The organism is Protofrankia sp. BMG5.30 (genome assembly GCF_001983005.1).
Classification (GTDB): Bacteria; Actinomycetota; Actinomycetes; order Frankiales; family Frankiaceae; genus Protofrankia; species Protofrankia coriariae.
The window spans coordinates 152,340-172,020 of the sequence record NZ_MOME01000016.1; the positions used below are offsets into that span (position 1 = coordinate 152,340).

Sequence of the window (19,681 nt, forward strand, 5' to 3'; positions counted from 1 at the left end):
GCCGGCCCCACCCCGGCCTCTCCCGGCTCTCCTGCCCGCCAGGCAGGAGAGCCGGCTTTCTGGCGTTGATCAGTCCTTGTCGTCGGTCAGGCCGGCCGGGGTCGGGCCGGTGTCGAGCGAGGGATGGCACTCGGTGTCCGTCTGGTCCCCGCGGAGCTCTGCCAGTCGAGCCCGGGCCTCAGCGAACTGCTCGGCCAGACGGATATCGGCCGGTCGAGCCGCGACGAGGGCCTTCATGGCGGCGCCCTTCCGCTCCTGGAGGCAGCGCCCCTCCGGACCGACTCCCCGCCCCCAGGGCAGCGAGATGATGGAGCCGGAGATATCGATCAGCCACGAGGATGCCGTCAACCCGTCGACCGGGGCCGTGAGGGCGGCCGACACGGGTGCATCGCCCTGGCCCCGACGATCTCTGGGGCTGCGATGCTCGACCACCCACTTGTCCAGCCGTCGGGCGGTCGATCGGGGGCGCAGCGCGGCCTCGGGCAGAAGGGCGGCGCCGAAAGTCGTGTTGGGCGAATAGTGATACGGCGTCAGGACGCCGTTACGCCAGGAGGCCACCGCAGCGGCGTAGTGCGCCTCGGCCGGCTGGCGGGCCGCAGCTCCGCCGGAGAGCTCCTCATCGATCTCCGCCCACGGCATGCCGGCGAGATGCTCGGCGATGACGGCGGAGGTCAGCAGTTCCTCGGCCTCCTGGACCACCAAGCGGGCCGCCCCGACGAGCGCGCCTCTCGGCCGGCCCTCCGTCGGCACCATGCCTCGGGCCGTGTCCGCGACGTCGGCCGCCCGGTCCGAGACGACCAGCCGGGCGAGCCGGGCCGGCGGGGTCGACCAGTGGCCCTCCTCCTCGAGGCGCTTCCAGGCTGCATCCGGGTAGTCCTCGGTCGGCCGCTCCGGCGGGCCTGCGATGACGCCGGCGTCGACGAGTTCGGCCTCCAGGGCGTCGCGGGCGGCCTGGACGGTGGCTACCGCGGCGGTCAGCGCGTCCAGCGCATCCAGGGCGCGCTCCTGGCGCTCGTCCGGGTGGAGTTCCGGGTACTGCTCCCCGCGCCACTGGGCGCAGTACATCGCAGGCCCGGAGGTGACGGCCCGCTCGGCGGCCCGTATGGCATCATCGGTGCGGTGTCGGAGATCCGACACGCGGATTCGGTGTGTGGCGGTGGTCACAGCTTCCCCATCCCATCCGGCGCCATCTCGGCGCTCTCAGGGTCAGGCGTAGCGAGAGAGTAATTACCGACTCTTCGGTTCGCGCTGACCTGCGTTTTCGCAGGTCAGCTCAGCGATAGGGCCCCGGTTCCTTCTAAGCACCAGGTCGCAGGTTCGATCCCTGCCGGGCGCACTCGGGGATCAAGCCCCTACGCTGCATCATCACGTCCCCGGACCCCCGTCCGGCCGAGGCCCGAGCCTCCCGGGACCCCCAGGTGTAGCAACCCCTGTAGCAACGCGCTCAGTCACGCTTGGTGCCGCGGGCCGGGCCGGTCAGGCGTTTGTCCAGCTTGCCGAGCGCGCGGCGCTTCTCCCCCATCGAAGCATGCGCGTAGATGGTCATGGTGACCTCGATGGCCGAGTGCCCGGCGATCTCGCGGACGATGTGCGGCGGGACGCCGAGGTCGAGCAGCAGCGTCACGCAGGTGTGCCGCAGCCCGTGGAACACCACCCCGTCGAGCCCGGCCGCCTGCCGCAGCGGCAGCCAGAAGCGGCGCAGGTTGTCCGGTTCGATCGCCGTACCGATCCTCGTGGTGAAGACGTGGCCGCTCTTCACCCACCGCTTGCCGGCCGCCTCACGCTCGGCGTCCTGAAGCTTGCGATGCTCGGTCAGCGCGTCGGCCACCAGGCCCAGCAGCGGAAGCGTGCGTTCCGAGTCCTCCGTCTTCGGCGGAAGCAGCCGCAGTTCCCCGCCGACCCGCTGAAGCGTGTGCCGGACGGTCAGCGTTTTCCGCTCTTCGTCGATGTCGGACCACTGGAGTCCGAGCAGCTCCCCGCGGCGCATACCGAGGAACAGCGCCAGGACCAGCAGCGCGTACAGCCGGTCACCGGCCGCCGCGTCAAGCAGCGTGTGTGCCTGGTCGACCGTCAGGCCCCGGTCGATCCCGTAGCGCGGGGTCGAGACCTGCACGAGCTTGGCGACGTTGCGTCGGACCAGTTCCTCACGAACGGCCGCCTGTAGCGCGTTGCGCAGCACGGCATGCACGACCTGGACCTGACGTTTCGACGGCCGCCGTTCGCAGCACCGGCCGAGCGCGCAGCAGCGCCGTTCCCCCTCCGGACGCGCCTCGTCCCGACCACGAGCGCAGCACAGACAGGTGTTCTCCATCCGCCGGATGAACTGCCGGACATCGGCCGCCGTCAGCTTGTTCAGCCGTTTCTTACCGAGCCCCGGAACGAGGTAGATCCGGACCGCCTTTTCGTACGTGACGTAGGTGTTCGGCTGCCGGTTCGGCTTCACCGTCTGCGCGAGCCACACCGTCAGGAACTTCTCGACGGTCCATCCGGTCGCGTCCGCCGGAATGCCCTGGTCGGAGTTGGACTGAAGTTCGGTGAGCTTCTTCCGGATGACGTCCTCAGAGCTGCCGTAGACCGGGCGTCGTCTTGTGCTGCCGTCGGGCATGAGCACGTAGGCCGCGCCGACCCACATACCGTCCGCCCGCTGGTAGATCGAGCCCTGACCGTTGGCGCGTTTCTTGCGTTCCCGACGCCTGCCGGAAGTCTCGGACATGACGAGGACAACTCCTTGCGAGAAAGAGGGAATCAGGGGTCCGCCAGGACGGCAGGCCGATCGCTGGCGGTGGGGTTCCGTTCCTCCGGGCGGTGAAGGGTCCGCCGGGGAACCGGCCGCGTCCAGGGCGCTACGCGTCACTGCGTGATCGGCTTCGCCGACCCTGGACCCGTCCGGTCCCCCGGCGGGTGCAACGCCCAGCGGAGGAACAGAAAAATGGGGAGAAGAACCGCGAGGTCTGATCAGCGTGGCTGACGCTGCGCGGGAATCCGTCCGTACGGGGTGACGTCGGGAATCCATCCGCCGGTCGGATGCGGCCGAGGCGGCGGGGCAGTTGCCGGAAGCGTGCTGCCGGGGATCACGCGGAACACCAACACGACGTCCACGTCTCCGAGGGCTTCGACGAACACCGCGCTGTGCGGGATCGCGATGGCGATCCGGGCGACGTCGAAGGGGTCTGCGCCCGGCTTGACGGTCATCTCGTAGTAGCCGTGGCCGGGGGCGTCCAAGCGGACGAAGGGCTGTCCGTCGGAGGGGTCGCGTGGCGGGTCGAGGTCAGGCGGAATGATGGGCATCAGGGTCTCGCTCCTGTTCGTGCAGGATCGGGATCTCAGGTCCCGGTGTGGTGTTCCAGCACCCACCGGGACCGCTTCGAGCATCTGTCACGTGATGATCGCTATGGATGATCCGGAGGTCCCCGCGCCGGGCGGTGTTGCCGAATACCGGCCCACACCGTCCGACGGACAGCCCTGACGACGATCATGCCGCCACCTCGTAACCGTCGATCTCCCGCAACCGACCGATGTAGGCGACGAGCTCGTCACGGTGGATACGGCGGGACCGGCCGATACGGACAGACGCGAGCCGACCCGTGCGAATCAGGTCATAGACGGTGGTGCGGCTGACCCCGAGCAGGTCGGCGACTTCACCGGTGGTGAGCAGGAGCCTGATCATGGATTCTCCAAGGAGCGGGTCAGGGATCATGCCGCGCGGGATGGATCGAAGACGGTTGCCGGAAGCGCACCAGCTCCGGACGGACCGGCGGTACGGGCGGCATCCAGTTGGGCGCGCCAGCGGTGCCGGTCGGCGATCGCGCGTAGCAGCAGATGTTCCCGTCGGGGTGCGGCCGGGTCCCCGGGACGCAGAAGCTGCCAAACCGTCCGGTCTGCCGCGCCGTCCGCGGTGTCGTCGTCCGGGGTGTGGCCGAGGACTGCGAGTTGCCGCCGCACCCACTCTTTCCGATCTTCGCGGTGATCGGTGAGGGTCTTGCCGGACCAGCGGCGCGAGACCAGGACCCGCCGGCCACCGAAGCCCAGGGTTTCCCGCCGGTGGGCCTTGCCGGTGCAGCGCCCGGGAACGAGCCCGGCCCGCGGGTTCTTCGGCTGGACGCCGTAGAGCAGCCAGTTCGCGCACGTCGGCGCGCACGGTTCGTGCCGCAGCGCGTCGGCCAACCGGTCGACATGGGTGCGCTGGGCGTCGGTGGCGACGTCGTGGCAGGTATCCAGGCTCTTGGTCAGATACTTGGTCAGGTAGCCGATCAGTTTGCCGGTGTTCCGGCTGTTCGCGGTGACGCCGTCCGCGCGGATCTGCACGCCGAAGCGGACGACGTGGACGGGTTCGTCGTCCTCACTGATCGCGTCCAGGGCCTCATCCCAGATCGGCAACGGTGCTCCTGTATCCGGGTCGAGGTAGCCGCCGGACTGGTCGTCCCAGACGGGCAGCCGGTCCGAGCTGTAGACCGGCTGGTCACAGCGTGGCCACCACACCTGGTGATAGGTCGCCGCCGCCACCTGTCGCAGTAGCACCCGCGGGATCGTGCCGCGCATGGCCGCGTGCAGGTGCGGGGCGAGGCGCCGTTGGGGTTCCAGGCAGGCGAAGTACTGCACATCCCAGCCGACCGCCCGGCGCAGGTTCTGCCAGAAGCGATCCAGCAGCTTCGGAAAGTGGATCGCGTCCCGGGCCGCCCGTCGGTAGTCGTAGCTGTCCGGGTCGACAGGGGTGCCCTCCGAGGTCACCCGCCCGTAGGAATCGCAGGTCAACGTCAGGAACATCGACGGCCGCCACACCGTGCCGTCCGCCGCGGTGAACGTCCGGCCCACCGTGCGCCGGTCTACGGGCAGCCGGGGCAGGTCGGGGGCGTCCTGGCGCCGTTTCGTCGACCGGGTGCGCCGGGGTCGGTCCCGGGCGTCCGGAGCCGCCCTGCCCCGCACACCGAGATCCGTAAGCCGTTCATCCACCTGGCTGATCAGCATGTCGGCCTCGGTGGCCTGGCCGCCGTCATGCCGGGTCGCCGCGTCGGTGCGGACGGCCTCCAGGTCCGCGCGCAGTTGGACGAGGATCTTCGCTTCGTCACCGGGCGGATCCGGGTCGGGCAACGGCTCGTCGTCGAGGTGCCAGCCGGCGGCGCACTGCGCCATCCGCAGCTTGCGGGCGTACTCCGCACACGGCGGGCACTTGCTGGCGAGGGTGGACCGGCAGGCCACCGGGACGATCTCGGTTTCCCCGGTGGTCAGGTTGGTCCTCCGCATCGCCAGCGGCCGGACGCACACCCCGTTCTCCGCCGCGACGGCTTCGACGACGTGGCGGGCCAGCGGCATCCGCATCCGGGCCGCCCGCGACCCGGGCCGCTCCTCCGTGAGGTCGAGGGGAAGCGGGATGGCCTGACCGTCGGTCATGCTGCGCAATCCTCCTGATCATCAGGGTCGAGATGGGGACGGTCGGGATGATCGGGTGGCGGCTCCCGGCAGCCGCATATCCGGCCTCTGCCGGTGGGGACCTGGCAGCCCTCAGCCGACCAGTGCGCGGCCAGTAGATGCCGGCACCAGGCGCAGAGCGGCAGCACGAACACCACGGCCAGCCGTTGCGGACCTGTCATGCCGCCCAGCCGGTCGCATCCGGGGTCCAGCCGTCGCCGGTGGACGGGTCGATGCCGACGACCTGACCGACGATCGGCTTCCGGTAGACCGCCGCGATCCGGGCGATCTCCGCATCGTCGACCCAGGACGCCCGCACCCGCACCGGGTCGCTCTGCCCGTCCGCCAGCACGTAGCCGACTCCCTGAAGATGGGTGGGGATCTGCTCGGCGACCGCGCCCCGGTCGTGGGCACCGTCCCCCAACACGAGATCCGCCTGATCGGGTTCGGTCATCCGCAGCGCCACCCGCACCGGGAACAGGTCCCGGAAGGACAGCACCTCCTTACGCGGGTCCTGCACCGCCGCCACCACGACCACCCCGGGCGCCCGGCCCTGCGAGAGCAGCAGCGGCAGGGACGCGCCAATCCGCTTCTTCAGCTCCCGGTCGGTGACATACGCGGTCAGGGATGCGATCTCATCGACCAGCACGACGATCAGCGGCTCGCCGACAGTCGGTGCGTGCAGCCGGGAAACTCCGCGGAGTTCGGCCGCCCGGTTCCGCATCTCCGTGACCGCGTCGTCGAGGAGGTCGGCGATGCCGGCCGTGTCGACGGCGAACCGGGTGAACAGCGCCTCGCCGAAGGCCAGTTCCATCCCGCCCTTCGGGTCGCACACCCACAGTTCCACCAGCCCGGCGCGTACCGCCGGCGCCAGGCCGCGGATGACCGACCAGAGGACCGAGCCCTTCCCCGACCCGGTGGCCCCGGCGACCAGCACATGCGTGCCACGCACCGGCAGCCGCCACGGGTCGCCGTCCTCGCGTCGGCCGACGGTGACCGCGTCCACGTCCGCCGGGTCGCTGTCCCCGTGGTCGGAGTGGTCACCGTCGCCATCGGCGTCGAGATCGGCCGGGAGGATCGGGCGAGCCAGCGGATCCCGGCGGATGAGCTCCACCCAGACGAACCCGACCCGCCGGTCAGCCCGCACCCGGCAGCCCTGGGCGCGGAACGCCTGTCGCAACGCTTCAGCCTGTTCCGCCCACTGCTGTGGCGTCTGCCCGTAGAGCAGCTCTACGCGCAGCCGGTCGGCCCAGCGGGTGCAGCGGATCCGTCGGATGCGGGGGAAGGTCTCGGCGAACGCCACCCGGTCCCCGGTCGAGGTCGGCTCCCGGATCGCCAGCCCGGTGTGGACCATGACCGGTCGCCACCGCCGCCGGTAGACCAACCCCAACCGTGCGCGGCCGACCACCCACCAGGCCAGCCAGGAGAATGACCGGCGGTGCAGCCGCCACCACACCGCGGCGACGAGGACCAAGCCGCCAGCGGCCACACCAAGACCGGCCGTCCCRTACCTGTGGTGGATCATCATGATGGTGGCGACCACGGCGACGCTCACCGGCCGGCGGGCCAGCCACCGCAGCAGATGCCACAGAATCTTGCCCGCCAGCCCGACGAGCAGCGCCCACAGCGGCACGTCGACCTTCGGATTACGGGTCGGCATCTCGGGAAACGGCCGCGACCCGTTGATTTTTGCCATGGCAGATCACACCCACCTTGCGGAAAGAAGAATCAGAGGAAAAGAATCCGGCGGGCAGGAAATCCGCCGGAGGCGGTCATGCCGCGACCGCGGGCCCCTCGTCCGGGCCTGTGTCGGCGGCCTCCAGCATCAGCCGCTCGCATTCCAACAGATAGTCATTGGCGGCCTGGACCAGCGCGTGGGCGAACTCCAGATGCCCCGCGGTCACCGCCTGCTCCCGGGCTGACAACGTGAGGGATGCCGCGCCGGTGTCGATACCGAGGATCGGTGTCCGGTCCGGGTAGCGGTGGCAGAACACCGTCCAGTCCCCACCGACGTGGAGCCCCAGATGCAACGACGAGCCCGGTTCACCGTTGTCAGCCGGGGCGTGGGCCGGGAGCTTCACGCCGCTGCCTTCCCCGTGGTTGCCCGCGGGGCACGCAGGCCCGTCGYCCGGTAGGCGAACGCCTGCACCGCCCGTGGCCCGTTGCTGTTCACCCACGGCATCACCGTCAACCCGATGAACTCCACCGGCCGCAGCATCGTGCCCGCCAACGGTTCCGGCGTCACCGGCATCACCGCCGCCGCCATCTTCACCTTCACTTCCGCCGAGCCGGCACGCGCGGTCGGATCCGGGTCCATGACCCGCACCGTCCACAGCGGCTCTCCGGTGTCCTTGTCGCGCTCCTGGACGTCGGCCTCACCCGCCTGCGCCTTCACGAAGTCGCGGGCGGCCTCCACACCGAGCACGAACGCGCCGTGCGGGAACACGTCCTCGAACCGCACCGGAATTCGTCGCGGCAGCGCCACCGTCACCCACCTCCACAGGGATCAGGTCCGGGTTCCGGCGGGACGCCGCGTCCCGGACAGCCTCCACAATGAGGCGCTCAGGAACCGCTTGCCAAGCGTTATCGCGCCTATGTATATACACCCCGTATGAAATCCATACCCCGACCGGTTGGAATGTCGACACTCGTTTGCCCCACAGCTATTTTTGACAGGTGACAAACAAGAACGGCGTCCCGCCGTACACGGCACGCGGCCGGGTTGAGGGTGAGAACTGGCAGGCCGTCGCCGACGCGCTCAACGCCCGCATGGCCGCCCGCCGCATCGGACAACAGGCCCTCGCGACCGCGTCCGGGGTGTCCGTGGCCACTCTGCGGCAGCTCCAGCACGGCCGGCACTCCCGCCGGGTCCAGAACGCCACCCTGTCCGCGGTGGCCCGCGCGCTGGACTGGCCGGACGACCACCTGATCCGAGTCCTGCTCGGCGACCAGGCGGACGACGACACCGACCGGACCACCTCCCCGGCGGACCGCTGGGTCGTGGCACGCCTCGACGCGATCGAAGGCCATCTCCGGCGGATGGATCAGCGTCTTGCTCTCATCGAACGGCACCTCAGCACGTGCGGCCTGTGAAACGCGGAAGGGCTGGAACCTCACGGAGTCCTCCCCGCGTGGTTCCAGCCCTTTCCCACGGCCGTGCTGTCGAGCTATCCCGGCGGCGCGGCTCGCTGTGGCAGCGCCAGACAGAAGATCAGAAATAGGTCGACGTCGCCGAACGACTCGACGAACTCGGCGGTCTCCGGCAGCGTCCGCAGCATCCGGATCAGCTCCGCCGGCCGCATGGACGGCGTGAGGGTGACAACCCACTCCCCCGCGCCAGCGGGGAACAGCGACTCTCCGCTGATCGGCGTCTGCGCGTCGTCGAAGGGACGGTCCGCGTCGTCGGCGTCGGTGGTCACCGCGGCCCGGGCCGCCRCGCGGCACGTGCGAGTGCCGCCTCGAGCTGGCTACGGCTCCCCACCTGCCGGGAGACGTTCTCCACGAAGAAGAACAGCGGCGTGACCTGGTAGTCGTGCCAGCCGTTCTCGATGGCGAACAGGTTCGCCGACGCCGCCGAATCAAAYGTGATCATTGTGTCGCGGACGCGGCGTTCCGCTCCTGGCTCGAACCGCACGACACCCCACAGCGCAGGCGTCCGGATGTCCGCCCTGTTGTCCTCCACACCGTTTCTCGTCCCGTTGCTGGTCACCGTCACCGGCTTCACCGTCCCGTCCGCATCGTCGGTTGGATGCCGGCTCGGTCCCGCGGGCAAGATCCCTCAACGCGGGACAGGGCCGGTTGCGAACGACTGTGCCGAGCGCGCGGATGTCGCCGAAAGTCCCAGGCCGTATACGCCGAACACCCCAYGATCTATCCACTGGCCGTATAGTCGTGTCGTTCGATGAGCGTTCGTACCGTTTGCGTGCAGGCCATCGGGAGGCCCCATGGGAACCGGACGCCGTCCGCTACCCCCCGCACCCGAAGGGCTGTGGGAGCGACCCGACATGGCCGAAGCGATCAGCGGCCGGGACATGGCCGTCGTCCTGGCCATCTATCGGAAGTACACCGGTGCGACACAGACCCAGATCGCGGGCGCCTGTGAGATCCCACAGTCCCACGTCAGCGAGATCCAGAGCGGCCGCCGACGGGTCACCAGCCTGGAACTGTTCGAGCGTCTCGCCGACGGTCTCGGGATCCCCCGGACCCCGCTCGGCCTTGCCGAAAAACCGGGCACCCGGCGGCCGGACGGTCGAGACGCTCCCACTCGGCCCCTGCCGACCGAGCTCGTCCCCGAAGTCGTGCGGATCTATCCCAACCGCGGCACCGTCCCCGGCGAGATATGGCGGGCGCTGCTCAACCACGCCCAGGACACCGTGGACATCCTCGTGATCGCCGGCCTGTTCCTCCCTGACGGACACGCCGATCTCGTCCCGCTCCTGCGTGCGAAGGCCGCCAGCGGCGTGAAGATCCGCTACGTGCTCGGCGACCCCGCGTCCGACGCGGTGGCGCTGCGCGGCGCTGAGGAAGGCATCGGTGACAACCTCGCCGCCCGCACCCGGATGACGCTGACCTACCTGTCCGGCCTGCGCGACATCCCCGGCATCGATCTGCGGCTCCACAGCACGACCCTGTACAACTCCGTCTACCGGTTCGACAACGAGATGCTCGTGAACACCCACGTCTACGGCGCCCCGGCGGCACACTCCCCCGTGTTGCACCTGCGCCAGACCACCGGAGGCAGCCTGTTCGACCACCACGCCGCCGGATTCGAGCGCGTCTGGGCCACCACCGAAGGAGCCTGATAACCCTTGGCACGGATCGACTACTTCAACGACCCCAACGCCCCCCAGGCCAACAGCGTCGTCCCCTCGGTCACCGCGGTCGTCACCGACCCCGACGGACGCATCCTCATGGTCCACAAGACCGACAACGACCTGTGGGCACTACCCGGCGGAGGCATGGACCTCGGCGAATCGATCACGGACGCCGCCATCCGAGAAACCAAAGAGGAAACCGGCATCGACATCGAAGTCACCGGCCTGATCGGCGTCTACACCAACCCCCGCCACGTCCTGGCCTACGACGACGGCGAGGTCCGCCAACAGTTCTCCCTATGCTTCACCACCCGCATGCTCGGCGGCACCCTACGCACCTCCAGCGAAACGAAGGAAGTCCAGTTCGTCACCCCCGCCGACCTCGACAAGCTGAACATCCATCCGTCCATGCGGCTACGCATCGACCACTACCTCGAAGGCCGGGCCACCCCCTACATCGGCTGACCGGCCACCGCCAGACGATGCAACGTCCGATCGATCGAGACCCCAAGCAGCGGACGAGCACGCGCAATCGAACGATGCACCACCGAACCCTCCCCATACCGGGAGAAAATCTCCTCCACCCGTTCGGTGAAGGTGAACCGCTGCCCCCTCGGACCGGTCGTCATGTCCGCGAACACCAGGGCGTCCATCACCGGCGACTCCTCCAGTTCCCAGGAGGCCAGCACGTCGGACAGGCCGCGTTCCTCGGCTTCGATCCGGGCACAGGAGTGATGCGCCACCAACGCGCACAACCGGCGGGAGACGTCCGGGCGCTGTTGGAGGAACCGAGCACCGTCCGCAGGATGGAACCGCAGCAGCCCCACCGCCGGGGCATAGCCGATGTCATGCAGCCAGGCCGCGGTGACCAACAGGTCCCGTTCCTCCGGGTCCACTGCCGCCGCCGCTTCCCGGGCACGGGCAGCAACTGCCTGCACATGAGCCCACCGGTCACCCAAAGGCGCAAGAAGCTCGCTCGCCAACCGCTCAGCARCCACTACATCCACCCACACGACGGTACGTACGCCCCGACCCGGCGTCAGCCAAGTCCAGCGGACTGCCGAATTAGCCGTTTTAGGATCAAGGCGGTGGCAGGCCGCGCCGCGCGACCGGCTGCGCGCGGCCGTGGACGGCCGTGCTCGCCGGGCGCGTCGCACCCTGCCGCCCCGTTGTCGCACAACATGATTACGTTCGCGTCTGCTGCTGGCCTTCAAGTTCCGCAAGACGTGATCCTGATCCCTACACAGAGCAATACAATAGCCCGTTCGCGCCCATCTGCATTTTCCTGATCAACGTTCAGCCCAGCATCAGAGATACCTACGGCAAGTCCGGCTTGGGCTCCCAGACCGTTATATCGAGAACTAGGGAGCTATTTGAATCGACTCCCCGATAGGAAAGCAGCGCAAGGTGTCCTTCATTTGTGATAACACATATAAGTGGAATCGTCGGCAAATCAATTACGTTAATCTTTGTAGCGATATTTTTAGCTTCACGACATTTTCGATAGGTAGGAATGACGCCTTCACCCAGCCTATTGAATTGGGYGCCTGTCGATGAAGAAATGGATTCTCCATTATAGGAGATATCATCTCCCTGTGAAGGTTGCGACTTCGGCCAATCCTTCTTGTCCTTGTCGACGTCTAGTGAATCATTAATACCGAGGACAAAGCGGTCGGCAGTTCGAACGTCAGCCCCTGGAGCCGGGAAAGCAGTATAGGTAACAGTTGGAGTTTTTTCTACGGTCAGCTTCGGAGGTTTCGAGGCTTGCCTTTRCTCGCAGTAGGTCAAAAAAGCGAGAACAAGACCCAATAATGCAATTCCTGTGCCAACGCCTTGAGATACTCGACTTCTTCTAACAAACCGCATAGCAGACCGCGCTAGCCGGCCGAAGGCTACTACGACAGTAAAAGCCATACCTATGGCTTGCCTGACTGACGACACAATCCCCCCTAAAGTGCTGACGCGATCGTATGGTAGCAGATCGGTTACCATGGACATCAAAGAGCCCCCAAGCGGAGGCTCTCCCACGCGGGGCTGACGGAAACCGCGACAGGCAGCTATGGAAAACCAGGAACGACCAAGTCGTGCCCGCCGTGTGCCCGTAGCACCGGTGGCCATCGGGTTGGAACGAGAAGCTACGACGGGTACCGAACTGCCGCTGACCTGGGCCGGAACATGCGAACCCAGGTCAGCAGCAAGCGGCCCACAAGATTCCCAAGCTCGTGATGTACTACCGATCCGCGTCGTCGAGGTGCCTTGCGTCGCGCAGCCGGCGCCGCTACCGGTCGAACAGGACAAGCGCCGGCAGATCGAGACCAGCCGGCGGAGCCAGGAAGTGCATCCACCGTAGCAGCGCCATCGGAAAAGCTGTGGATGATCAAGCACGCGGCGCGGGAGGCTCCGCGCGACCGCCTGCGCGCACCGTGGGACAACCGTGCTCGCTGGCGCGTCACCGTCCGGGCGGACAGCTATGGATGTTGTACCGTGGCAGCCGCGGATGTGGGCAGGTCACGACATGTTGGACTCGCCCCCGCACCATCTCAAGGGGGAGATCAGATGCGCGAGTTTCTATATTTGAACACTGAACTGGTTGACCAGTTTCTTGCGCAGGTCGAGAACGGACTGTACGACGAAGAGGCGGAAAGTGAACGGYGGTCGGGTGAGCGCGGGGRAACCGCTGGTGTAGCAATCGCTCCCGTGAATATCGAAGGTACCTCCACCAGAACCCGGGAGTCCGAGACTTCTCGCACTCGCAGGCAGACTCCAGAGAGTCGCTTTAACCGACTCCACGAGAGTGCCGCCTCGATGCCGGAGTCCGAGTACATTATGATCGACTCCGCGGACGCATCGAACGTCTATGGCCAAATTCAGCCGATGAGGCTGTTTCGGTGCGATTGCTATATCGATATACCGAGCATCGGTCGGGCGCTGGCGGAACCAGGACAACTCCAGGGCATCTTTGATTTGATGCAGACATTYGCTCCGGAGAGGATTTCTTCCAGCGATAGGGAAGTGTTGAACGGTCTCACCGCACTCTCTGGTGGAGTCGGTGAATCGGTTATTTGTACTGGCGAGATAGACGAGGGTCAACCGACCCTGGTATTCGACCTGAAGAAGAATTACCTTCGGGTCAGCGTTACCGATATAGAAGGCGACGCTACGGTCTTCGGTAAAGTGCGCAAGAAATGGCCGCAGGGCGAGAACTACCCGCTCCTCGCCGTTCCTGGACTAAATCTCTTCAGCCGTGCTGATCGTCGGAGAATGCAGGCATCTGGTACATCCAGCGCACCTGATGGTCTGGCCGTCGAGGGGCCGGGCGTCACTGTAAGCGTGGTTGCGATATATCGCTGAGCGATCCCGGGCGAAGTGTGGTGCGCGGCTTCAAGGTGTAGCTACGCCTGTAGCAACGGGTGCGTACGTAGGCGGACGATGGCGGACTGTGCTGGACCGTCCGAGCTGGGCGAGGGTTTGTGACACTGAGTGCAATCCGTGCCTTCTAAGCACCAGGTCGCAGGTTCGATTCCTGCCGGGCGCACCGATCCGTGTATTGCGCGAACCTCCGTACCGTCGCTGGACGGTTGCGTTCCGTCCTGCCCGCTGTCGCTGCCGCCCGTGGGTGCGGCTGGCTGGGTGGGGATGCGGAACGTGGGCTGGATGTGGGCGCGGCTGGTCACGGTGATCTCAGCCACGAGGGCCTCGGTGAGCCGGCGCAGTGTGGCCGGCGCGCCGTCGTGGATGGCGTCGGCGATCTGGGTGGACAGGCGGGTCAGGTCGGCGGCGGTGGGTGGGACGGGCTGGGTGGCGTCGTCGGCGAGGYGATCGACGAGTTCAGCCCGGCGGCCCTGCAGTTCCTTGATCTTGATGGTGAGCTTCTCGATGCGGCCACCCGCGAGGGCGTYGGTCATGGTGCCGGCTTCGAAGGCGTTGAAGTAGCGGTCGATAGCGGTCTCGGCCTTGCTGATCTCGCTGTCGACGGTGGCGAGTTCGTCGCGGTGGGCAGCGCGGGTGTCCGCGATGCGGCCGGCGAGCGCGGCGGCGGCTTCGGTGACCAGTCCGCTGCCGGCGTAGGTTTCGATCATGGCGTTGAGGATGGCGGTGTCGACCTGTTCGGCGGGCAGGCGCTCGGCGGGGCAGATGCTGGTGCCGTAGCGGTTGCGGGTCCAGCAGCTGTAGTAGCGGTATCGGTAGAGGTTTCCGCGGGCGGCGGTGCCGATGTAGTGCCTGCCGCAGTGGGCGCAGCGGATCTTTCCGGTGAGCAGGTAGTCGGACCCGGACGCGGCGCGTTTGGTGGCGGTGGATTTGGCGCGTTCCGTCAGGATCTTCTGGGCTTGACCGAAGAGGTCGGGGTCGATGATGGTGGGGTGTGGTGCGGCGTGCTCGACATCACGGAAGCTGATGTAACCGAGGTAAACGCGGTTGCGCAGGATGGTGAGGATCGCGGCGGGAGACCAGGGAAGGCCGGTTTTGGTGCGCAGGCCGTCGCTGGTGAGTTTGCGAGCGATGGCCTGGCTGCCGAGGCGGTCGTTGACATACTCGGTGAAGATACGGCGGACGATGGGGGCTTCGACGGGGTCCACCATCAGGTGATCGGTGTTGGGGTCGATCTGGTAGCCGTAGGGGCGGGATCCTCCTTGCCATTGCCCGAGGCTGGCTTTGACTTCCATGCCGTTGATGACACGGTCGATGATGAGAGCTCGTTCGAACTCGGYGATGACGCCGAGAATCTGGATAATCATTCGCCCGGTGGCGTTGCCTGTATCGAAGGGTTCAGTGGCGGAGCGGAACGCGACTCCGGCCTTGTCGAGGGTTTCGAGGAGTTCGGTCAGGCCGCGTAGAGAGCGGGTGAGGCGGTCGAGGCGGTAGACGAGCAGGATGTCGAACTTCCCGGCGCGTGCCGCGGTGAGGGCGCGTTGGAGCTGGGGGCGGTCGGTGGTGGCGCCGGACGCCTGGTCGACGTACTTGCTGGCCAGTTCCCAGCCGTCCTGGCTGGTGATGAACGCCAGGAGCTTGGTCTCCTGCGCTTCCAGGGAGAACGGCTGGTTCTTCTCGTCGGTGGAGATGCGCAGGTAGATCGCTACCCGTTTGGTCGTGCGGTCGGGCTGGTGGATGCGGCCTTTTCGATGGCTGGACGTCACGTCAGAGCTCCTCGGGAATGAACGATCGACAGGTCAGCGAAACACCGATAATGGTGAAAACCGGGTTATCGCTGTTTATTATCGCTCGCATTCAACGGCGGGACGACCGTCATTCGACATTATTTGGCGGCTCTTCCTGTTGCCTGCTTCGATGTGCGCGAAGGAGGTCCGTGAGGGCGCTGACCGCGGCGGCGCGTACCTCAACCGTCAGGGAAATGAAGTGCGGCGCTGCGACGACTACGTCGATAGATGGGAGGGCTGGGCTTCTCCGCCTGACAGGTTTCTTCGGCCGGTGGGTGGCCGGGCGGCGTCCGACTACGGGCCGGGTTGCGCTCGGGTCTGGCGGGGTCGTGTCACCGGTTGACGCGATAGCCCTGTTCTCCTCTGCCTAGGCACTACGGACTTTTCCTGCGCGACGTCGCGCTCCGACACCGGAGATCTCCGTCGAGACTCTTCTCAACTTCCGATGCCCAGAACGTGGGCATCCGGGTTTTCTTTTGGTTTTTGCTTGCAAGGGCGGCGGTTTGGAGTTCTCCTGCTGGCGGCCCGGCACATGTCGGGTCGCCGTTCGGAAATATGCGGAGGGTTTCTGGTGTCGGTTTCCTCGAACGACGACGGGTACAGGTCCGCTACCTCGCGCCTGGTGGCAGGGGCGCTTGCCGCCGCGGAGGGTTCGGTGACGGTGGCGGAGCTGGTGGAGAAGACGGGGCTGGCGCGCACGACGGTGAGTCGTTCGTTGACCGTGCTGGAGGCCGGCGGTCGTGCCGTGCGCGTTCCCGGCCGGCGGCATGGTGCCGGCCGGGATCCGGACCAGTGGAGCCACACCGGCAAGCCGGGTTCGGCTGACACGGCACCGCCGCCTGTGCCGTCCAGCCCGGGGGCGAAGGTGCCGTCCCCGGGCAGCAGGGCCGAGGTCGACGGCGCGTCGGTGTGGAGGACACAGGGCCGGGTGACGTCGACCGGTAGCCGGCTGGCGCCGGGTGGGCTGCGGGAGCTGGTGGTGGCCTGCCTGGGCCGGGACCGGACCCGGGCCTGGTCGGCCGGGGAGATCGCTCGCGTGGTCGGCCGTTCCGCAGGGGCGGTGACGAACGTGTTCGATCTGCTGATCGCGACCGGCGTCGCCGAACAGGACGGGACCGGCCGTCCCCGCCGGGTCCGCCTCCGATGAGGCGAGGCCGCCAGCGGCCCGCCGGCCCGTTCCCGCCAGGTCACGACCGGGAGCCGGACCCGGTCGTGAACCAGCCGCAGGGGCAGGACCGCGTGTCGAGGCTGGTGGACTACGGAGCGGGCAGCAGCATCCTCACCGGCTACCTCGACGGGACAGAGATCCTGATCCGCCCCGAGGGCGGCACCGCAACCGGGCCGGTGATTCTGCTGCGTCTGCACAACACCCTCGGCGATATCGGCGCCTGCTATCTGACCCCGACGGAAGGCCGGGCGCTGGCGGCGGCGCTGCACCGCGCCGTTGACCAGCAAAGCCCGTCCTCGGGAACAGCCGTCGCGCCGAGGTGAGAGCACACTGGCGGCCGGCGGGAGAGCCGGCCGCCGCCTCTCCCTGTGGACGGGGCTCACGCGACCTCTGGAAGGTGCGGCGCTGGGATCGGGGCGGTACCAGCACCCCACTCGTTGGCCTGCAGAGCAAATCCGCTGCCTGGCAGTTCGCTCAGCCGTAGGCGACGCCGAGTGCCCGGCCCAGCGGGCAACCAGACAGGGCCGCTCACTCCTTCTCCCGAGGCGGCGAGAAGCTCAGCCGTCGTGGTCGCGACCCCCTCCCGGCCAGCCCCGATGAGCTTGTGGTGGAAGTGCGTCTCCCGAAGCGCGGAATGCAGGTGATACAGCACGGTCATGCCCGGTAGGTGGGTCGCGTAGGCAGTGATCTTGCCGCCCAGCCGTTCCAGCGACTCGGTACCCCGGTCGTACTCGATGAAGAACGTCGTCACACGTGGGCTCTCGATCCACCGGCCGTACCCATCCGGACGGATCGTTTCCTTGATTCCATAATCCCACTGGAGCGCGGTTGCCACGGTGGACTCCGAGTACCAGTTGGCCAATCGGGTCAAGGGGCGGGCAGCCGCGTCTCGAGCAAGGCTGGTGAAGAATCCGTTCACACCCAGCTGGTGTTCGAGGGTTCCGCTCCGCGCCAAGCGGAGCACCGCGGTGTTGTGCGCCGACCGAGACGCCGGCTGTTCCGCCCTCCTCGCGGCGATGAGCTGCACCGCCGGATAGCTCAGCGTGTATCGCCACGCCTGCGACCCGGGATACACCCGCGCTCGGAACCGCTCCAACGCCCCTCGGCGCGTCAACGCCAGCAGCCGGCGCTGCGCCCGATCCACCGAGGGATACAGCAACGCGGCCACCTGCTCCGCGGTCAGGACACGATGCGCTGCCAGCACATCCAGTAGGTAGAGATCTCTGTCGGTCAAACCCTGCAGGAGCGCCAGCGGACCTACCGGCCGGCCCCGCCCGCGAGTCGAAGTCGTGGGAATACCTGCTCCAGGACAGTCGAGTCTGGATCCGTCCGCGAACCCACCCAGCCGCGCTGACCTGCGTCAACGCACACGCCGGCTATCCGGCTGGCCCGCCGTCTCATAAGGCGGTCGGCCAGCCGGCCCAGACACGGTCACCCAACCGGACCGCCACGCGGACCCGTCGTAGGGGTCGCGGCGGTGCGCTGGCCGACCGGCGTGCTTGGCTAGAAGGTGACCTTCAGGAAGGTTCGTGGACGGAGAATGGTCGCCATCTCTGTCATCCCTCCTTTCCGGCACGACGCCACGCATGTGGCACCCGGCTGCGGACCCGCGTCCCCCGCTCCCGGGAAACAGCTCCCGGGAGCGGCTCGCAGGCCACCCGACTCACAGCGACACCCGCCGGGCTTCTYGCTCCGTCACCAGTCCGGTGGACCGCCGACGGCAACGAGTCCCAGCGCTTCGCTGCTACCACCACCCCGTCTCCCACCGAACCGGCCGCCCGCTAGCGGGTCGGTATCCGGCGGTCAAGGGGGCGGATACGACCGTAGCTCCATCCGCCGGCACTGGACAAGCCCACCCACGCCCCTCATTTCACCCCCACGAGAGACCCCGAAAGCCAGGGAAACGTCACCCACCGGCGCCGTTCCCGCAGGTCAATGACCCGCAACCCCCTCCGATCGACATAAAGCACCTATCGGACATAAATGATTTAACTGGCGAATGCTTACTTCTGCTCACGCAAACGAACATCCGCAGCGAGGGTCGGCGGCGGGGCCATGCCGCGATCGCCATAGCCATGACCTGAACGGGGCCGCCGCGTCCAACCCGCGACGACCGCGACAGCCCGTGCTAGCGGCGGGCCTTCGAACCAAGGCCGCGTTCCTGTAGCCATCGCAGGCAGGCCACGCCGAGGGCGGAAGCCATCTCGATCAGGCTGGGGTCGACCGATGGGCTCGCCGTCGTGACCAGGCGAAGGAGAAAACCGGAGTGCGCGGCCAACAGGACATCCACGCGACGGGGGTCGACGTCCCTGGTGAGCGGATGGTCGCGGGCGTAGGGCTCGGGGTCGATGCCGTCGACCGACGCGCTCGACAGCAGCGTCACCACATCGCAGAAGGGAGCGCCGATCCAGGCATGCGGCCAGTCGACGACGGACACACCGTCGGCGCCCAGGAGGATGTTGAACCCATACAGGTCGCCGTGCAGGAGCGTCCGGCCTGCCAGGTCCCGGTCGATATCCGCCTCCAACGCGGCCAGGTCGTCGATGCGGTCAGCGGCCCAGGTCGTGATCGCGGCAAGGCGTGTCATGGCCCCGGCGCTCTGTGTCAGCGCTCGCCACCCGCCGAGGCGCGGCGCAGCCAGGAGGGCCGGGGCGACCGGCGCGGGGGTGAGGTCGGTGCTCAGCGCCGTCAGGGCGTCGAGGACGCGACTCAGCTCGCCGTGCCGCCACGGCCGGCCGGGAAGGCAGCCCTCGATCTCGGCGTAGATGCCTGCGACCCATACGCCGTCGTCGTAGGAGCCCAGGAGCCGAGGCACCGGGGCCGCTGCTGGCAGACAGGCAGTGATCGCGATTTCGCGGAGGTGGAACTCGGCAACCGCGGACGCTCCCACACGGCTGGCTGCCTTCACGAAGACCCGACGACCGTCCGCCAGAGCCARCAGTGACGCGAGCCCTTCGGAGAACCCTCCAGGCTGACTCCTGGCGCTGATCACCGGCGCGCCCACACGTGACTCGATACCGCGGCGAACCTCGGGTGGCAGGTCCTGCCACAGGATTCTGCGCCCACCAGTGCGGCTCAGCGGCCGGTCGGCAACCGGCGGGCCGTCCTTTCCGGGAGCCTCAGCCATCGTCTCCGCT

20 protein-coding genes are annotated in these 19,681 nt (G+C 67.6%); 6 read left to right on the plus strand and 14 right to left on the minus strand.

Translation table 11 applies throughout. The annotated features are described in order from the left end of the window. Positions 1-69 precede the first annotated feature (69 nt). The 8 genes from BL254_RS10830 to BL254_RS10865 form a co-directional block, all read right to left on the minus strand. Positions 70-1,137 (minus strand): hypothetical protein, encoded by a 1,068-nt coding sequence (locus tag BL254_RS10830; RefSeq protein ID WP_139342271.1) that lies wholly within the window; start codon positions 1,135-1,137, stop codon positions 70-72. Between the two features lie 307 nt (positions 1,138-1,444). Next, a complete protein-coding gene (locus BL254_RS10835; protein ID WP_047222950.1) occupies positions 1,445-2,713 on the minus strand; it encodes a site-specific integrase in 1,269 nt (422 codons plus the stop codon). A 242-nt stretch (positions 2,714-2,955) separates the two neighbouring features. Then, positions 2,956-3,288, minus strand: a complete 333-nt coding sequence (locus BL254_RS10840; RefSeq protein WP_076843223.1) for a hypothetical protein — start codon at positions 3,286-3,288, stop codon at positions 2,956-2,958. 184 nt (positions 3,289-3,472) lie between these two features. Further along, positions 3,473-3,667 carry a helix-turn-helix domain-containing protein gene (locus BL254_RS10845; protein WP_076843224.1) on the minus strand — a complete coding sequence of 65 codons (195 nt, stop codon included), beginning with the start codon at positions 3,665-3,667 and terminating at the stop codon, positions 3,473-3,475. Positions 3,668-3,693: 26 nt separating this feature from the next. Then, positions 3,694-5,388 (minus strand): replication initiator, encoded by a 1,695-nt coding sequence (locus BL254_RS10850; RefSeq protein WP_076843225.1) that lies wholly within the window; start codon positions 5,386-5,388, stop codon positions 3,694-3,696. A 196-nt stretch (positions 5,389-5,584) separates the two neighbouring features. Then, on the minus strand, positions 5,585-7,102 hold the full coding sequence (locus tag BL254_RS10855) for an FtsK/SpoIIIE domain-containing protein (RefSeq protein WP_047222953.1): 1,518 nt from the start codon (positions 7,100-7,102) through the stop codon (positions 5,585-5,587). Positions 7,103-7,178: 76 nt separating this feature from the next. Further along, positions 7,179-7,487 carry a hypothetical protein gene (locus BL254_RS10860; RefSeq protein WP_047222954.1) on the minus strand — a complete coding sequence of 103 codons (309 nt, stop codon included), beginning with the start codon at positions 7,485-7,487 and terminating at the stop codon, positions 7,179-7,181. Beyond that, a complete protein-coding gene (locus BL254_RS10865; protein ID WP_076843241.1) occupies positions 7,484-7,891 on the minus strand; it encodes a plasmid replication, integration and excision activator in 408 nt (135 codons plus the stop codon). The genes BL254_RS10860 and BL254_RS10865 overlap by 4 nt, the downstream gene beginning before the upstream one ends. A gap of 191 nt (positions 7,892-8,082) precedes the next feature. Between BL254_RS10865 and BL254_RS10870 the strand changes: the two genes are divergently transcribed. Further along, complete coding sequence (locus BL254_RS10870) at positions 8,083-8,499, plus strand: helix-turn-helix transcriptional regulator (RefSeq protein WP_047222955.1); 417 nt, start codon at positions 8,083-8,085, stop codon at positions 8,497-8,499. A 74-nt stretch (positions 8,500-8,573) separates the two neighbouring features. Here the strand turns inward: BL254_RS10870 and BL254_RS10875 are convergent, their stop codons facing one another. Both BL254_RS10875 and BL254_RS26990 read right to left on the minus strand, forming a co-directional pair. Beyond that, positions 8,574-8,825, minus strand: coding sequence for a hypothetical protein (locus tag BL254_RS10875; protein ID WP_047222956.1), 252 nt, complete (start codon positions 8,823-8,825; stop codon positions 8,574-8,576). Continuing rightward, on the minus strand, positions 8,822-9,121 hold the full coding sequence (locus BL254_RS26990; RefSeq protein ID WP_217699260.1) for a hypothetical protein: 300 nt from the start codon (positions 9,119-9,121) through the stop codon (positions 8,822-8,824). The genes BL254_RS10875 and BL254_RS26990 overlap by 4 nt, the downstream gene beginning before the upstream one ends. A gap of 289 nt (positions 9,122-9,410) precedes the next feature. Here BL254_RS26990 and BL254_RS10885 point away from each other — a divergent pair, with 289 nt between their 5' ends. Both BL254_RS10885 and BL254_RS10890 read left to right on the plus strand, forming a co-directional pair. Continuing rightward, positions 9,411-10,208, plus strand: coding sequence for a helix-turn-helix domain-containing protein (locus tag BL254_RS10885; RefSeq protein WP_235433483.1), 798 nt, complete (start codon positions 9,411-9,413; stop codon positions 10,206-10,208). A gap of 6 nt (positions 10,209-10,214) precedes the next feature. Continuing rightward, entirely contained in the window at positions 10,215-10,685 is a 471-nt protein-coding gene (locus tag BL254_RS10890) for an NUDIX hydrolase (RefSeq protein WP_047222958.1), read from the plus strand. Here BL254_RS10890 and BL254_RS10895 read toward each other — a convergent pair. Then, positions 10,673-11,227, minus strand: a complete 555-nt coding sequence (locus BL254_RS10895; RefSeq protein WP_076843242.1) for an HD domain-containing protein — start codon at positions 11,225-11,227, stop codon at positions 10,673-10,675. The genes BL254_RS10890 and BL254_RS10895 overlap by 13 nt on opposite strands. A gap of 1,819 nt (positions 11,228-13,046) precedes the next feature. On the opposite strand from BL254_RS10895, the gene BL254_RS27660 reads away from it, so the two are divergent. Beyond that, a complete protein-coding gene (locus BL254_RS27660) occupies positions 13,047-13,571 on the plus strand; it encodes a hypothetical protein (protein ID WP_217699261.1) in 525 nt (174 codons plus the stop codon). A 41-nt stretch (positions 13,572-13,612) separates the two neighbouring features. Here BL254_RS27660 and BL254_RS10900 read toward each other — a convergent pair whose 3' ends face one another. Next, a complete protein-coding gene (locus tag BL254_RS10900) occupies positions 13,613-15,355 on the minus strand; it encodes a recombinase family protein (protein ID WP_076843226.1) in 1,743 nt (580 codons plus the stop codon). A 592-nt stretch (positions 15,356-15,947) separates the two neighbouring features. On the opposite strand from BL254_RS10900, the gene BL254_RS10905 reads away from it, so the two are divergent. Together BL254_RS10905 and BL254_RS10910 are read left to right on the plus strand one after the other, a co-directional pair. After that, the gene (locus BL254_RS10905; protein ID WP_157180468.1) at positions 15,948-16,523 is read left to right on the plus strand and encodes a MarR family transcriptional regulator; all 576 of its coding nucleotides are present in this window, start codon (positions 15,948-15,950) and stop codon (positions 16,521-16,523) included. A gap of 65 nt (positions 16,524-16,588) precedes the next feature. Next, a complete protein-coding gene (locus tag BL254_RS10910; protein ID WP_235433485.1) occupies positions 16,589-16,867 on the plus strand; it encodes a hypothetical protein in 279 nt (92 codons plus the stop codon). 56 nt (positions 16,868-16,923) lie between these two features. Here the strand turns inward: BL254_RS10910 and BL254_RS10915 are convergent, their stop codons facing one another. Then, positions 16,924-17,778, minus strand: a complete 855-nt coding sequence (locus tag BL254_RS10915) for a replication-relaxation family protein (protein WP_076843227.1) — start codon at positions 17,776-17,778, stop codon at positions 16,924-16,926. Positions 17,779-18,672: 894 nt separating this feature from the next. Further along, the gene (locus BL254_RS10920; protein ID WP_052914574.1) at positions 18,673-19,671 is read right to left on the minus strand and encodes a phosphotransferase family protein; all 999 of its coding nucleotides are present in this window, start codon (positions 19,669-19,671) and stop codon (positions 18,673-18,675) included. Positions 19,672-19,681 lie beyond the last annotated feature (10 nt).